At 71.1% G+C, this 13,878-nt stretch carries 13 protein-coding genes; 4 read left to right on the top strand and 9 right to left on the bottom strand.

Annotated features, from left to right (window positions below; all coding sequences use genetic code 11):
- Window positions 1-67: 67 nt before the first annotated feature.
- Window positions 68-859, bottom strand: a complete 792-nt coding sequence (locus HG543_RS42620; RefSeq protein ID WP_343073580.1) for a helix-turn-helix domain-containing protein — start codon at window positions 857-859, stop codon at window positions 68-70.
- 141 nt (window positions 860-1,000) lie between these two features.
- On the opposite strand from HG543_RS42620, the gene HG543_RS42625 reads away from it, so the two are divergent.
- Complete coding sequence (locus HG543_RS42625; RefSeq protein ID WP_169350683.1) at window positions 1,001-1,864, top strand: MBL fold metallo-hydrolase; 864 nt, start codon at window positions 1,001-1,003, stop codon at window positions 1,862-1,864.
- A 129-nt stretch (window positions 1,865-1,993) separates the two neighbouring features.
- Here the strand turns inward: HG543_RS42625 and HG543_RS42630 are convergent, their stop codons facing one another.
- Window positions 1,994-3,556 (bottom strand): DUF5722 domain-containing protein, encoded by a 1,563-nt coding sequence (locus HG543_RS42630; RefSeq protein ID WP_169350684.1) that lies wholly within the window; start codon window positions 3,554-3,556, stop codon window positions 1,994-1,996.
- Window positions 3,557-3,649: 93 nt separating this feature from the next.
- Window positions 3,650-5,845, bottom strand: coding sequence for a S8 family serine peptidase (locus HG543_RS42635; protein WP_169350685.1), 2,196 nt, complete (start codon window positions 5,843-5,845; stop codon window positions 3,650-3,652).
- Between the two features lie 83 nt (window positions 5,846-5,928).
- Here HG543_RS42635 and HG543_RS42640 point away from each other — a divergent pair, with 83 nt between their 5' ends.
- A complete protein-coding gene (locus tag HG543_RS42640) occupies window positions 5,929-7,494 on the top strand; it encodes an AMP-binding protein (protein WP_169350686.1) in 1,566 nt (521 codons plus the stop codon).
- Window positions 7,495-7,559: 65 nt separating this feature from the next.
- Here HG543_RS42640 and HG543_RS42645 read toward each other — a convergent pair whose 3' ends face one another.
- Window positions 7,560-7,862: a hypothetical protein gene (locus HG543_RS42645; RefSeq protein WP_169350687.1), complete on the bottom strand. Its 303-nt coding sequence runs from the start codon at window positions 7,860-7,862 to the stop codon at window positions 7,560-7,562.
- Window positions 7,863-8,063: 201 nt separating this feature from the next.
- Between HG543_RS42645 and HG543_RS42650 the strand changes: the two genes are divergently transcribed.
- Complete coding sequence (locus tag HG543_RS42650) at window positions 8,064-9,602, top strand: ATPase domain-containing protein (protein WP_169350688.1); 1,539 nt, start codon at window positions 8,064-8,066, stop codon at window positions 9,600-9,602.
- Entirely contained in the window at window positions 9,599-9,988 is a 390-nt protein-coding gene (locus tag HG543_RS42655; RefSeq protein WP_169350689.1) for a response regulator, read from the top strand. Before HG543_RS42650 ends, HG543_RS42655 begins: the two co-directional genes overlap by 4 nt.
- 33 nt (window positions 9,989-10,021) lie before the next feature.
- On the opposite strand, the gene orn is transcribed toward HG543_RS42655, so the two are convergent.
- The 5 genes from orn to HG543_RS55900 form a co-directional block, all read right to left on the bottom strand.
- Window positions 10,022-10,573 (bottom strand): oligoribonuclease, encoded by a 552-nt coding sequence (gene orn / locus HG543_RS42660; protein WP_169350690.1) that lies wholly within the window; start codon window positions 10,571-10,573, stop codon window positions 10,022-10,024.
- A 61-nt stretch (window positions 10,574-10,634) separates the two neighbouring features.
- A complete protein-coding gene (locus HG543_RS42665; RefSeq protein ID WP_169350691.1) occupies window positions 10,635-11,840 on the bottom strand; it encodes a bifunctional alpha/beta hydrolase/OsmC family protein in 1,206 nt (401 codons plus the stop codon).
- A gap of 19 nt (window positions 11,841-11,859) precedes the next feature.
- Window positions 11,860-12,312: an archease gene (locus HG543_RS42670; RefSeq protein ID WP_246357701.1), complete on the bottom strand. Its 453-nt coding sequence runs from the start codon at window positions 12,310-12,312 to the stop codon at window positions 11,860-11,862.
- Window positions 12,313-12,365: 53 nt separating this feature from the next.
- A complete protein-coding gene (locus HG543_RS55895; RefSeq protein ID WP_246357702.1) occupies window positions 12,366-13,058 on the bottom strand; it encodes a dienelactone hydrolase family protein in 693 nt (230 codons plus the stop codon).
- A 22-nt stretch (window positions 13,059-13,080) separates the two neighbouring features.
- The gene (locus HG543_RS55900; protein WP_246357703.1) at window positions 13,081-13,764 is read right to left on the bottom strand and encodes a phosphoribosyltransferase; all 684 of its coding nucleotides are present in this window, start codon (window positions 13,762-13,764) and stop codon (window positions 13,081-13,083) included.
- Between the last annotated feature and the right edge of the window lie 114 nt (window positions 13,765-13,878).

Raw genomic sequence — 13,878 nt, forward strand, 5'->3', positions numbered from 1 at the left:
GGGCGGGAGGCCAGCGTTCGGATCGAGTTCCCGTTGCGAACAGGGCTTGGGGGCTGGTGGGTCTGAATCAGGCCGCGCCACGAGGCCGCACGCTGCGAGACCGCCGGCCCAGGAACTCTCGCGGGGTGGCGCCCGTCAGTGCCTTGAAGTCGGTGATGAGGTGGGACTGGTCGTAGTAGCCCGTCGCCGCCGCGATGGCGCCCCAGTCCGGCTCGGTGGCGTGCCGCCACGCACGCACCGCGCGCTGGAACCGGACGAGGCGCGTGAACTCCTTGGGGCCGACGCCGACCACGTCCTCGAAAGCCCGGCGAAGCTGCCGCGTGCTGATGCCCAGCCCGCGCGCGAGCCCCTCCACGCGCGGCAACTCGCGTGCCTCCGAAACGAGCCGGACCGCGCGCCGCACGAGGTACGCGCTCGGAGGCTCGAACACATCGCTGCCGCGGAGCCGCTCCAGGAGTGCCTCCTCGACGAGGTGCCTCCTCACCGTGACCGAGGGTGCCTCCGCGAGCCGCTCACGCAGGCGCCCGCCATCGGGGCCCCAGAGCGTGTCGAGGGACACCACGCGATTGGTGAGCTCGGACAGCGGCACACCGAAGAACGGGTAGGCGCCCCCGGGCTTGAAGCGCACGATGAGCGTCCGCGGCGGCACCTGCTCGGAGGGCTTTCGCAGCGCGCTCAGACGTGTACCGACGGCGTAGACCCCGCTGAAGGTGGACGTGAAGCGGACCACCAGGTCCATGTGGCCGTCCGGCAGCCGGACGTATGCGTCCACGGCGGCCCCGTCCGGGACGACCCGGTACGACTCCACGAAGCGGGACAGCTCGCGCTTCGGTTCGAGCTGGAGGGCCGGAGCAGTCACGTCCCAATCATGCGACGCGCCCATACCGGCTTCAACCCGTGGAGCCCCAGGCGCGCGCGGGATGGCCGATTTCTCCAATCGGGCCGGGGCGGGCTCCTCTACTTCAGAGCGCATGGAGACCCCACACCTCGGGAGCTGACCATGCGAGTGCATCACCTCAACTGTGGAACCCTGTGCCCCGGCAGCGCGCGCTTCATCCTCGGCGAGGGGAGCCTCTTCACACGAGCGCAACTCGTCTGCCATTGCCTGCTGCTGGAGACGCGGCAGGGGCTCGCCCTCGTCGACACGGGGCTCGGGCTGCGGGACATCCAGGACCCGAGCCGGATGGGACGGAGGTTCATCAAGCGCAACGCGCCCCGGCTCGACCCGAGTGAGACGGCGGTGGCGCAGGTGGAGCGGCTCGGCTTCAAGCGCGAGGACGTGCGCCACGTGCTCCCCACGCACCTGGACCTCGACCACGCCGGCGGCCTGTCGGACTTCCCCACCGCCGAGGTGCACGTGTTCCGCGCCGAATACGAGGCGGCGATGCACCCCACGGGACGCAGCGGGAGAATCGGCTACCGGCCCCGGCAGTGGGCGCACGGGCCCCGGTGGCAGCCTCACGCGCTGGACGGAGAGCGCTGGTTCGGCTTCGAGGCGGTACGTCCGATTCCCGGCCTCGGTGACGAGGTGCTGCTCGTGCCGCTCGTGGGTCACTCGGAAGGGCACTGCGGCGTCGCGGTGCGGAGCGAGGGGCGCTGGCTGCTCCACGCGGGCGACGCGTACTTCAGCCATCACGAGGTCAACCCCGTGGCACCTCGCAGCCCGCTCGGGGTCGCGCTGTTCCAGCGGCTGCGCTCGGTGGACAACGTGGCGCGCCTGTCGAACCAGGCCCGTCTGCGGGAGCTGGTGCGCAACCACTCCCACGAGGTGAGCGTGTTCTGCGCCCACTGCCCCACCGACTTCCGGCGCCATGCCGCGACGCCGATTCCACAGGCACAGGCGTCCAGGGCGGTGGCCGGCTGACCACGAGCCCTGAAGCAAGCCGACCTTCAGCGCTCCAACCGGCCAAGGAGGACTGGCGCGCGGGCTCGCCACGAGAGCGATGAAGCCGGGAGCGGCTCCATCGCATGTGGTGGCGACGAGGCCCCCTCGCTACGGGACGGCGTAGCCGAGGAGCTGCTCCGTCACGTGGCCCTCGCAGTTGGAGGCGCCGGAGACGAAGTGGTCCTGCCCCTGGCCGATGCGGCACCGATAGAGCGGCACCGTGCCCGCCACCTGCGAGGTGTAGATGTGGCCCACCGGCCCCATCGGCAGTTGCCCCTCGCAGTTCACATCCGGCGAGAGCAGGTTGTGGTTGCCCACGCGGCACTCGTACAGCATCCGCGTGCCCGGGGCCGCGTCGCGCAGCAGCCGCCACGAGGACTCCACCCGGAAGCCCGGCGGCGGCAGGCGCGACGACGCCCAGTGTCCCCGCGTGGAGTGGTACGCCCGGCGCAGGCGCGTGTACGGCAGGTCCTCGAAACCGCACGACAGCCGCGGCGGGTTCAGGTCATTGCGGTTGGCCAGTGCCCACGTGCTCCACGCCGGCTTCGCGCTCCCGTCCGTGCGCCGCAGCCCGAGCGCCAGCCCGCCCTCCGCCGCGTTGTCCTGCATCCGGTGGTAGATGTAGCTCTCGATGCCCGGTGTCCCCAGCACGTTGCGGAACGTGTCACACACCGCGGTCTGCTGCGCGGCCTCGGAGGACTGCGGACTTCCGGAGTGGATGCCGCTCTCCGTGAGCTGGATTTCCCACGCGTGCGGCCGGTTGGGGAACGTCTTGCGCAGCCAGCCGGCCAGCGCGCCCAGGTTGCCGTACGTCACGAGCGGGTAGTCGTCGGCGGAGAACTGGGGCCGGAACAGGTCCGGCGCGTACGGGTGGTACGCCACGCGCCATGCACGAGCGCCCGCCCGCGCCGCGATGCCGTTGATGACGGTGATGCCGGACAAGAGCGGGCTGTTCGCCGAGGGCTGGTCGTACTGCGTGCCGAAGTGGTGCGTCAGCGAGATGAGCACCTTCGCCGCGGGCTGCCACGCGGTGACCTGGTCATAGGCCGCGTTGTAGTTGGCCGCGTACGTGTCCAGCCACGCCGTGACGTTGCACGCCCCCGCGCCCTGTCCGCAGCCGATGTCGAACCAGTCGTTGGAGTTGACCTCGTTGTGGATGACGAAGTCCGCGATGCGGCCGCGCCCGTTCTGCCCGTTGTAGAGCCACGACAACAGGCCGGCGAAGCGCCCGTAGTCCGCCGCGTTGTTGGGCGCACAGAAGATTTCGAAGCCCGGCGCCGCCGGAGTGCACACGCGCCCGGCCCGAGCCCAGGCGGGCACGCCGTACACCACCGCCGTCACCACCACGCCGCGCGCCGTCCACTCGCGGATGGCCGCGTCCACCGCCGCGTCCACCACGAAGCAGCGCCCGCCATACTCCACCCGTCCCGCCGCGCACGGCGGCGCCTGCGGCGACGGCTCCCAGTTCGCCCAGACGAGGTTCATGGCCACGCCGCCCGTGTTGTTCCCCACGAGCTCGTCGTAGCTGTGCCAGAAGTCCGGCTGGATGCCCTTGATGCGATACGCGCTTCGCGTGGGGTACGGCAGGTTCGCCAACGCCAACGACGGCACCAGGACTGCTGTGAGCAGCAGCCCCACCGTCAGGCTCCAGCGACGCAACTCCGAGGTCATGAGAAGGCTCCCGGTAGAGGAGGAATGCCCCACCCTAGCCAGGAGCCCGATATCCAGGCTATCCAATTAAAGCTTGGATGGCCGTGCTCGTCCCTACAGCGTCACGCGCCCCACGTAGAGGGTGTTCTCGCCCTGGTTGGCGATGAACAGCTCCCGCGTCACGGGGTTGAAGGCGAGGCCGTCCACCCGCTCGGCGCCGCCTCCGCCCGGGGCCACGAAGGTGTCGCGCACCAGCCGCGTGGACAGCTCCACCACGGAGATGACGCCCGTCAGCGGGTTGCCGCAGAAGAGGTAGCCCAAGCCCGCCGCCAGCGCGCGGCACGTGCCGCCCGGAGCGGGGAACGAGCCCACCACCGCGCCCGTCGTGGGATTGAGGATGTGGATGCGGTTGATGGTCGAGTAGTAGAGGTGCGTCCCGTCCCAGGCCATGCCCTCGCCGCGTCCCACGGGCGCCGGTATCGACCCCACCTGGGCCCCCGTGCCGGGGTGGATGGAGTTGATGAAGCCCGCCCCCGTCGTCACGTTGGCCACCCGGATGCGCGAGCCGTCCCACTCCATGCCGCCAATGGTGTCGTTGTCCACCGGGTCGATGGAGCCCATCACCGCGCCCGTCGTCGGGTTGAGGAAGTAGATGCGCTCCGAGAAGGGCTGCTGCGTGAGGAACAGCAGCGCGGACCGGGGCACGATGCTCCCCGCGATGAGAATCCTCCGCGCGTACGCCAGCGCGCTGCTGGAGCCGCTGTTCGCCTGCGGGAAGGGGAACCTCCGCAGCAGCGTGAAGCCCACCGGCGGCAGCGGCGTGGCGTGCACCGCCCGGTACGCGTTGATGCGGCCCTTGCCCAGCTTGCCGACGAAGCCCGGGTTCTTCGCGTCGATGTTGTCGCAGGTGCTCTCGATGATGCTCCGCACCTGCGCGGTGGTCAGCGTCCGGTTGCGTGACAGGATGAGCGCCGCCAGGCCGGCCACGTGCGGCGACGCCATGGAGGTGCCGTCCAGGTAGGCGTAGCTGTTGTCGGGATAGGACGAGTAGATGTTCACGCCCGGCGCCGACACGTCCACGCGCGCGCCGTAGTTGGAGAAGCTGGCCCGCACGTCCTGCTGGTTCGTGGCCGCCACCGAGAGGACCTCGGGGTAGTACGCCGGATAGAACGGTGGCGACTCGATGTCCTGGTTGGCGTTGCCCGCCGCGAACACCACCACGACGTTCCTACTCACCGCGTTGATGATGGCGTTGTGCACGCCCGCGTGGTCGCCGCTCATCTTCCAGCTGCAGTTGATGACGTAGCGGCGCGACGGGTTCGCCACCGCCTGCGCGGCGACGTAGTTGATGGCGTCCGCGCGGTTCTGGTTCATGCCCGCCGTCAGGTTGATGCGCAGGGGCATGAGGCGGCAGCCGGGGGCCATGCCGATGACGCCCGTCCCGTTGTCCACCGCCGCCGCGGTGCCGGACACGTGCGTGCCGTGGCCATCCGTGTCGTCGGGGCTGGGGTCGGCCGCGTCGGCGAAGTCCCAGTCCTCGCTCCCGCGCGCCAGCAGGTTGCCCACCAGGTCCGGGTGGTCCAGGTCCATGCCCGTGTCGATGACGGAGATGACGACATCCGGATGGCCGCGGGTGATGTCCCACGCCTCCACCGCGTCCGTGTCGCTGTCCACGCTTCCCGTCGTCCCGTTCACCGCCTGCCCGGTGTTGTGCAGCCCCCACAGCACGGGGAAGTTCGGGTCGTCGGGCAGGTAGAGCGCGTCGTTGAAGCCCGCCTCGCTCGGCTCGGCGAAGGCCACCTCCTCCAGCGCCGACAGCTCGCGCAGCGTCTCGAACAGGCCCCGCTCCTCCGGCACGGCCAGCGTGTAGTACCCGGGCGTGCGCTGCTCGGCGACGATGGGCGTCTTCCTCTCGTCGAGGAGCTGCTCGATGCGGTCCTTCGACACGCCCTCGCGGAACTGCACGGTGAGCTCGTCCGGGAGGAAGTAGCGCGTCAGCCCCTCGTCATCGACGAGGACGGGCAGCACGTTGGCGACCTCGGGACGGGATTCCAGGGAGCGCTCGGCGGTGCCCCGGTCGCGCGTCCTCGGCACCTTGAGGACGGCGAAGCCGCGGCCGGCATCCATGCCCTGGCTCACCGACATGGCGGTGTCCTTCATCAGCCCTCGCACGGACTCCGTGGAGGCCTGGGGCTGGAAGGTGGCGACCACCTCGTCCTCGCGCGGGGAAAAGCGCAGCTGCTTCTTGGTGAACTTGTTGGTGTAGCTGTAGTCGTTCTCGTGCTTCACCCTGGGTTTTTGCACACGCATGCCAGGAGCCTCCCTCGCTCCACCCGGAGGGAGTGGCGAAGGTGCCCCGTGTGACGGCCGGCTGGGAGTAGGCTGCTCCCGCCATGCCGTCTTCCCTGCTCGAAGCCTTCCTGGACCACGCCCGCCGCACGCCGGAGCGGCCCCTGCTCACTTTCGAGGGCGAGGCGTACACCTATGGCGCGCTCGCCGGACGCGTCGCGGACTTCGCCCGAGGCCTGAGGCAGCTCGGTCTCCAGCGGGGCGAGCGTGTCGCCCTCTTCCTGGAGAACAGCGCCTCGTTCGCCATCGCCTACCTCGGCGTGCAGCAGGCCGGCGGCGTGGTGGTGCTCGTCAACACGGCCTACCGCCAGGTGGAGCTGGCCCACATCCTCAGTGACTCGGAGGTACGGGCCTGCGTCACCGGCGCCTCGGGGGCGGCGGAGCTGGCGCCGCTTCGTGAACAGCTTCCCTCGCTCCAGTGGCTCATCACCGTGGAGCCGCCCACCGCCGCGCTCCCGGCGTCGCTCACCGTGGTGCCGTTCCAGGACCTGCTCGCGCGGGGGGCCGCCGACTCCTCCCCATTGGAGCTTCCACGTCCCGAGGAGCTGGCGGTGCTGGGCTACACCTCCGGCACGACGGGCCGCTCCAAGGGCGCCATGCTGCTGCACCGCAACCTGCTGGCCAACGTGCGGGCGGTGACGGAGGCGTGGCGGTGGACGGAGGCGGACCGGCTGCTGCTCGCGCTGCCGCTCTTCCACACCCACGGGCTCATGGTGGGCCTGCACGGCACGCTGTACACGGGCGCCAGCGTGGACCTGCGCCGCAAGTTCGTCGCCCAGGAGGCGCTGGAGGCGCTGCGCGACGACGCGTCGCTGACGATGTTCTTCGGCGTGCCCACCATGTACGGGCGGCTGCTGGAGGAGACGCGGCGCACGGGCGTGAAGCCGCGCCGCCTGCGGCTGTGGGTGTCCGGCTCGGCGCCGCTGAGCCCGCAGCTCCTCGGCGACATCGAGGCGGAGTTCGGCGCTCGCATCCTGGAGCGGTACGGGATGACGGAGACCATCATGAACACCACCAACCCGTACGACGGCGAGCGCCGCCCGGGCACGGTGGGCTTTCCCTATCCCGGCCAGGAGGCGCGCGTGGTGGACGTGCGCACGCGCAAGCCGCTGGACCGGGGCGAGACGGGAGAGATTGAAGTGCGCGGGCCCCACGTCTTCGCGGGCTACTGGCGCCGGCCGGACGCCACCGCCGAGTCCTTCGACCCGGAGGGTTGGTTCCGCACGGGCGACCTGGGTGAGTACGACGCGGATGGCTACCTGAGGATTACGGGCCGCGCGCGCGAGCTCATCATCAGCGGCGGCTTCAACGTGTACCCGCGCGAGGTGGAGGAGGTGCTCGCCACGCACCCGGGTGTCGCGGAGGTGGCCGTGCTGGGCCTGCCGGACGCGGACTTCGGCGAGCAGGTGGTGGCCGTGGTGGTGCCGCCCGCCGGAGCGCCCGCGCCGGATGCGCAAGTCCTGGTGGACTGGTGCAAGGACCGGCTCGCCAGCTTCAAGAAGCCCCGCCGCGTCGTCTTCGTGGATGCGCTGCCTCGCAACGCGCTCGGCAAGGTGCAGAAGCACCTGCTGCGCGACAGGCTGGTGGGGCCGGGGGACAAGGCGCGCTGATACAAACAAACAGGGCCCCGGGTTCCCGAGGAACGTGGGGCCCTGAAGGGTGCTGACAGGGGAGCTCAGCTCTCCGCGGACACGGCCTGCTCGGAGCAGACGGCCTCGTCGGCCTGCTGCACGGACTCCCGCTGCTTCCCTGACTCCTCGGTGAGCGAGGCCTGCGTATCGCTGCTCCGGCAGTGATCCCTGCAGACGTACTCCGAGCAGGTGGTGCGGTAGGTCCCCTCGTAGCAGGGCGAGGTGCAGAGGTCCTCACACGAACACACGTCCATGCACTGCGGCGGATATGCGAGCGCCGTCGACGGAGCACCCACCGCGAAGAAAAGGCTGAGAACCGCGCCGAGCTGCTTCATCCAATTCCGCATGCGTGCTCCCGGGTCGAGATGGGTAAAGCGCGATCATAACGATTTAACTGCCAGCCCCATATCGGGTTCGGAATGTGACGCGCTGCGCGTTTGCCGGGAGCGTGTTCCCACCCGGCGCCGGATTCCGAACACACCCCCATCAAATCCGTGGCCGGCATCCGTCCGTGGCCTACCTTCGCGCCGAGGGCGGAAGGAGCATCTGTGACGGACACCTCTGAGCTGCAAGGCGAGCCCGACGACCCCCGGGTTCCCAGCGGCGTGCCGGGTTTGGACACTCTCCTCGGCGGTGGTTGGCTGCGGGGAGGCACCTACATCATCACCGGCGTCCCGGGGACGGGGAAGACCATCCTCGGCAACCAGTTCTGTTTCTCCATGGTCGCCCGTGGCGGGAAGGCCATCTACCTCACGGTGCTGGCCGAGTCGCACGCGCGCATGGTGTTGCACCTGCAAGGCATGAACTTCTTCCACAAGGAGGAGGTGGGCCGCTCGCTGAACTACGAGAGCGGCTACGCCCCCCTCAAGGCGGACGGCCTCCAGGGGCTGAGCCGGCTCATCTTCCGCGCGGTTCGCGAGCACGGCGCCAGCGCGCTGGTGCTGGACGGGCTGTCCGCGGTGGAGGAGCGCGCCGAGTCACGGCTGGCCTTCCGCGAGTTCCTCCACGGCCTGTGCGTCCACAACGCGCTGGCGGGCTGCACCACGCTGCTGCTCACCGGCCAGCGCAACGACGCGGCGGACCCGCAGTTCGCCATGGTGGACGGCGTCGTCACGCTGAGCATGGACCCGCTCGGGGTGAAGGTGGTGCGCAGCATCGAGGTGGGGAAGTTCCGCGGCGGCGCGCAGATTGCCGGCAAGCACAGCTTCGACATCAGCGCCACCGGGCTCACCATCTACCCGCGCACCGAGGCCCTCTACTCGGGGCAGACGTCACGGGTGCCGGACCTGGATGACCGGCTGCGCTTCGGCATCCCCCGTTTCGACGAGATGCTCCACGGCGGCCTCGTGCGCTACTCGTCCACGCTCGTCTTCGGCTCGCCCGGCAGCGGCAAGACGCTGCTGTGCCTGCACTTCCTGGCCGAGGGCGCGCGCAAGGGCGAGCCGGGCCTGTACTTCGGCTTCGTGGAGACGCGGGAGCGCCTGCTCAACAAGGCGGAGCTGGTGGGCCTGGACCTGCGCAAGTACGTGAAGGCGGGTCTGGTGCACCTGGAGTCGCGCGTGGCGGTGGAGACGCTGCCGGACGCGCTGGTGCAGGAGCTGTTCGAGCTGGTGAAGAAGCACGGCATCAAGCGCCTGGTGCTGGACGGGCTGGAGCCCTTCATCCAGGAGTCCACGGACAAGGGCCGCGCCCCGCGCTTCCTCACGGCCCTCAACAACACGCTGCGCGGCCTGGGCGTCACCACCCTGGCGACGCAGCAGACCAGCACCCTCTTCGGCCCGGAGCTCCAGGCGCCGCTGGAGGGCGTGGAAGCCATCATCGACAACATCATCCTCCTGCGCTTCGTGGAGCTGCGCTCGCAGCTCTACCGCATGCTGTCCGTGCTGAAGATGCGCGAGAGCGACAATGACCCGGCCCTGCGCCTGTTCTCCATCTCCTCGCACGGCATCGACGTGGCGGAGACCTTCGAGAGCGCCGAGGCCATCCTCACCGGACAGGCCCGACCCCTGCCCCCGAACATGAAGAAGAAGGGGGAGAAGCCCGTCAAGCGCAAGGGACTCTTGCGGCGCAGGAGGGGCGGCTCATGAAGCGCCTTCTCATCGTCGACGACGAGCTGGCCATCGTCGAGGCACTCCAGGACATCCTGTCCGTGGAGGGCTATGACATCGCCACCGCCTTCAACGGGGCGGAGGGCCTGCAGCGCATGGCGGCCTCGAAGCCGGACCTCGTGCTGCTGGACTTGATGATGCCCGTCATGGATGGCCGCGAGATGCTGCGCCGGATGCGAGACGACACCGCGCTGCGCGACATCCCCGTGGTGGTGATGAGCGCCGGCCGCATCTCCGACGAGGAGCGCCGCTTCAGCGCGCGCTTCCTCGCCAAGCCCTTCGAGCTGGACGAGCTGCTCGACACCATCGCCGAGCTGCTCGCCTCGGGTGCGTCCCGGACGGAGGGCGAGAACGGCTCGCCCTGAGGCACGGAGGGCCCGGGGAGTCTCCCGGGCGCCTCAGCCGGGCGTGGGACGGAAGAGGACGTCCCGGTAGTACTGCAGCTCGGAGATGCTGGCGCGCACGTCCGCCAGCGCGGTGTGCCCGCTGGGCGGCTTGCGGGGCTCCACGAGGTTCGGGTACCAGGAGCGCGCCAGCACCTTGAGGCTCGTCACGTCCACCATGCGGTAGTGCAGGTAGCGCTCCAGCATGGGCATGTAGCGGAAGAGGAAGCGCCGGTCGGTGTGGATGGAGTTGCCGGCGAGCACGCCCTCGCCCAGCGCGCAGTGCTCGGCCACCAGCGCCGTCACGTCGCGCTCGGCGACGCGCAGGGACGTGTTGGAGGCGCGCACCTTGTCCAACAGCCCATTGCGCGTGTGCATCTCGCGCACCACGGGCTCCATGCGCAGGAGCACCTCCTCGGGCTGCCAGATGACGCGGTCCATCTCCGCGAGGGGCCTCAGGTCGGGCCCGGTGATGATGACGCCAATCTCGATGATGGCGCACGACTCCGGGTCCAACCCGGTCATCTCGAGGTCCAGCCAGACGAAGCGCTGTTCACGCGAAATCATTTCGTAGGTCCGAGTTGAAGTGGGGGGCGGACCCTACCAGTCCCGGGGCCGCGCGGGGCGCTCATTCCTCCAGCTCCGTCCGTACGTCCACTTCGGACTCCAGCGTCCGGTGCACCGGGCAGCGGTCCGCGATGTCCATCAGCTTCGCGCGCTGCTCCTCCGTCAGCGGCCCCGTGAGCTTCAGCGTGCGCGCGAGCCGGTCCACCCTGCCCACCTTCGACTCGCAGTTCGCGCAGTCCTGGGCGTGCACCTTGTCGTGGCTCAGCCGCACGTGGACGTGCTCCAGCGGCCAGCCCTTCCGCGCCGCGTACAGGCGCAGCGTCATGGCCGTGCACGCGCCCAGTGCGGCCGACAGCAGGCCATAGGGCGTGGGGCCGGTGTCCTCGCCGCCCAGGCCCAGGGGCTCGTCCACGCGCAGGCGGTGCCGGCCCACGCGCACGTCCTGCGCGAAGCGGCCCTCACCCGCCTCGTGGACCTCCACCACGCCCGGGGGCAGCGGTGCTTCGCGCTCCGCCACCGGCGTCACGTGCCGCGCGGCCCACGGGCCCAGCACGTCCGCCGCGAAGCCCGCGTCCACCTCGCGCGAGAGGAAGTGGTCCGCCCCGTCCAGCATCACCAGGCTGGCCGGCCGCCGCGCCGCCGCCACCAGCCGCCGCGGGTGCTCCAGGCTGACGTACCGGTCCTCCGGCGCGTGCAGCGCCAGCACCGCGCCCGGGAAGCCCCCCAGCGCCGCGGCCACGCGCGCGGGGTCGATGTCGCGGACGAAGCCCCGGGTGAGGCGCAGGCGGCCCGGGCCCAGGGAGATGTCACCCTCGCGCAGCTCGCGCTCGTGGGAGGGCAGCCGCTCCAGCACCGGCTCCGGCCCGGACGGCGCGTTCACCACCGCCAGCGCCGCCACCTCGGGCAACCGGGGCAGCGCCGCCGCCGCGGCCGTGCCTCCCAGGCTGTGTCCCACCAGCAGCCGGGCAGGCGGGTAATGCCCGCGCAGCCACGCCGCCGCCTCCACCACCGCGTCCACCGAGGGCACCGTGTCCGGCCGCCGCGGCGTGCCGTCGTGGGTGGGAGACGCGGTGAAGTCCAGCCGCAGCACCGCGAAGCCCCGGGACACCAGCGCGTGGCACAGCCGCGCCGTGCCGTGGGACTCGCCGAGACAGGCGAAGCACGACACCAGCACCGCGCTGGCCGCGGGCCGGCCCGGGGGCAGCTCCAGCTTCGCCGTCACCGGCACGCCGTTCGGCCCCCGCAGCTCCACCGCCCGCGTCCCCATGGCGCCTCCCCGGGTGGAGTCAGACGTCCACCTCGCACTCCGCCGTCCAGCGTCCGTCCGCGTCCCGCCGCACCGAGGGCCCGGCGAGCGAGAAGCCGCGCGGGTCCACGGCGCCCTGATGCCGCGCCGGGTCCAGGTGCTCGCCGAAGGCGCTGGCGAACAGGCGCCAGCCATCCAGGCGCACCGCGAAGCAGCGGAAGCGCAGGCGCCGGGCGGCCATGTTGTGGATGACGGCGCGCAGCCAGTTCGCCAGCAGGTGGTCGAAGTCGCGCGCGTCGCACTCCACCGTCACCTCCTCGCGTACCTCCACCGTGGACGGGTCCGCCACCAGCGCGCACAGCGCCACCGCGGCCTGCTCCAGGGCCTCCTCCACCGTGCGGCCGCTGCCGCGCACCACCCGCTCCGTGCCTCGGTCGAGGTGCTCCCAGCGGGGAGACGGGGTGCCCGTTCCGGGTGCGAGTCCTGCGTCCATGGCTCCTCCTTGCGTGCTGCGTTGCCTGTCCGTGCCGCCCTGGGTGCCCAGGCTCATGCGCGTGCCTCCGGCCGGGCCGCGCCGAGGTAGTGCACGAACCACTCCGCCGCCAGCCGCGCCACCTCCTCCAGCGCGCCGGGCTCCTCGAAGAGGTGCGTGGCGCCGGGGATGATTTTGATGTCCTTGAGCCCCTCCAGCCGCGCGAGCGCGTCCTCGTTCAGCTCCAGCACGCCGAAGTCATGGCCGCCGACGAGCAGCCGCGTGGGGGCCTGCACGCGCGACAGCACCGGGCCCGCGAGGTCCGGCCTGCCGCCGCGAGACACCACCGCATGGATGAGGTCCGGGTGCAGCGCCGCGGCCACCAGCGCCGCCGCCGCGCCCGTGCTGGAGCCGAAGTAGCCGAAGCGCAGCGAGGCCAGCTCCGGCTGCGCGTGCGCCCACTCCGTCACCGCCGCCAGCCGGCGTGCGAGGAAGGCGATGTCGAAGCGCAAGTCGCCGGTGACGGCGTCCTGGGCCTCCTCCTCCTCGCTGAGGAGGTCGAAGAGGAGCGTGCCCAGTCCCGCCTCGCGCAGCGCGCGGGCGACGGCGCGGTTGCGGGGACTGAAGCGACTGCTGCCGCTGCCATGCGCGAAGATGACCAGCCCGTGCGCGCCCGGGGGGACTCCCAGGCTGCCGCCCAGTTCCACGCCTCCCGCCGTCACCTTCACCTCACGCACGTCCGGGTCCGTGTGCCTGCCTTTCCTCATGTGGCCGTACCTCCTCGTCGTCTCACATCCAGAAGCCCCCCGTGTCCGTGGACTCGAGCACCTCGCGCGGCAGCCCCGGCTGGCGCGCGCGGGCCAGCAGCTGCCACACCTCCACGTCGGGCAGGGGGCGGAAGTCGTCGTAGGCCTCGGACACGGTGCGCAGGCCCGGCATGATGTCGAGGCAGTGCACCGCGTCCGCGTGCGCGCGCACCACCTCCAGCCCGCGGGGCGTGGCCACCGGGGTGGACAGAATCAGCCGGCCGGGCCGCTGCCGCCGCAGCGCCTGGAGCGCGGCGACGGCGGTGGCGCCGGAGATGACGCCGTCGTCCACCACGAGCAGCACGCAGCCGCCGAGGTCCGGCGTGGGGCCACCGCGCAGCCGTTGGATCTGGGTCTCCACGTCGGAGGCCTCGTCGCGCGCCATGCTGAGGAGTTCCACCTCGGGGATGGGGGACATCCGCAGGGTGTCGCGGTCCAGGTAGAGGCCGCCGCCCTCGGAGACGGCTCCCAGGGTGGTCAGCCGGCCGGGCACGCTCAACCGGCGGGCGCCCCAGATGTCCAGGGGTGCTTCCAGGGCCCGGGCCACCTCGTAGGCCACGCGCAGCCCTCCGCGCGCCAGCCCCAGCACGCGCGCATTCACACCCCGGAAGGTCAACAGGCGCGCCGCCAGGTGACGGCCCGCATCCGCTCGGTCCCGAAACCGCATGAGTCTTCCTCCACCACCGAAGGTGAATCACTCCCGGGGTTGGCGGCGGCGGAGACACAGACAGTGGCCCTCCCGTCGGATTGCTTTCGGAGGGGGCTCGTGGGGCCGCTGTCT

The organism is Pyxidicoccus fallax (genome assembly GCF_012933655.1).
GTDB lineage: Bacteria > Myxococcota > Myxococcia > Myxococcales > Myxococcaceae > Myxococcus > Myxococcus fallax.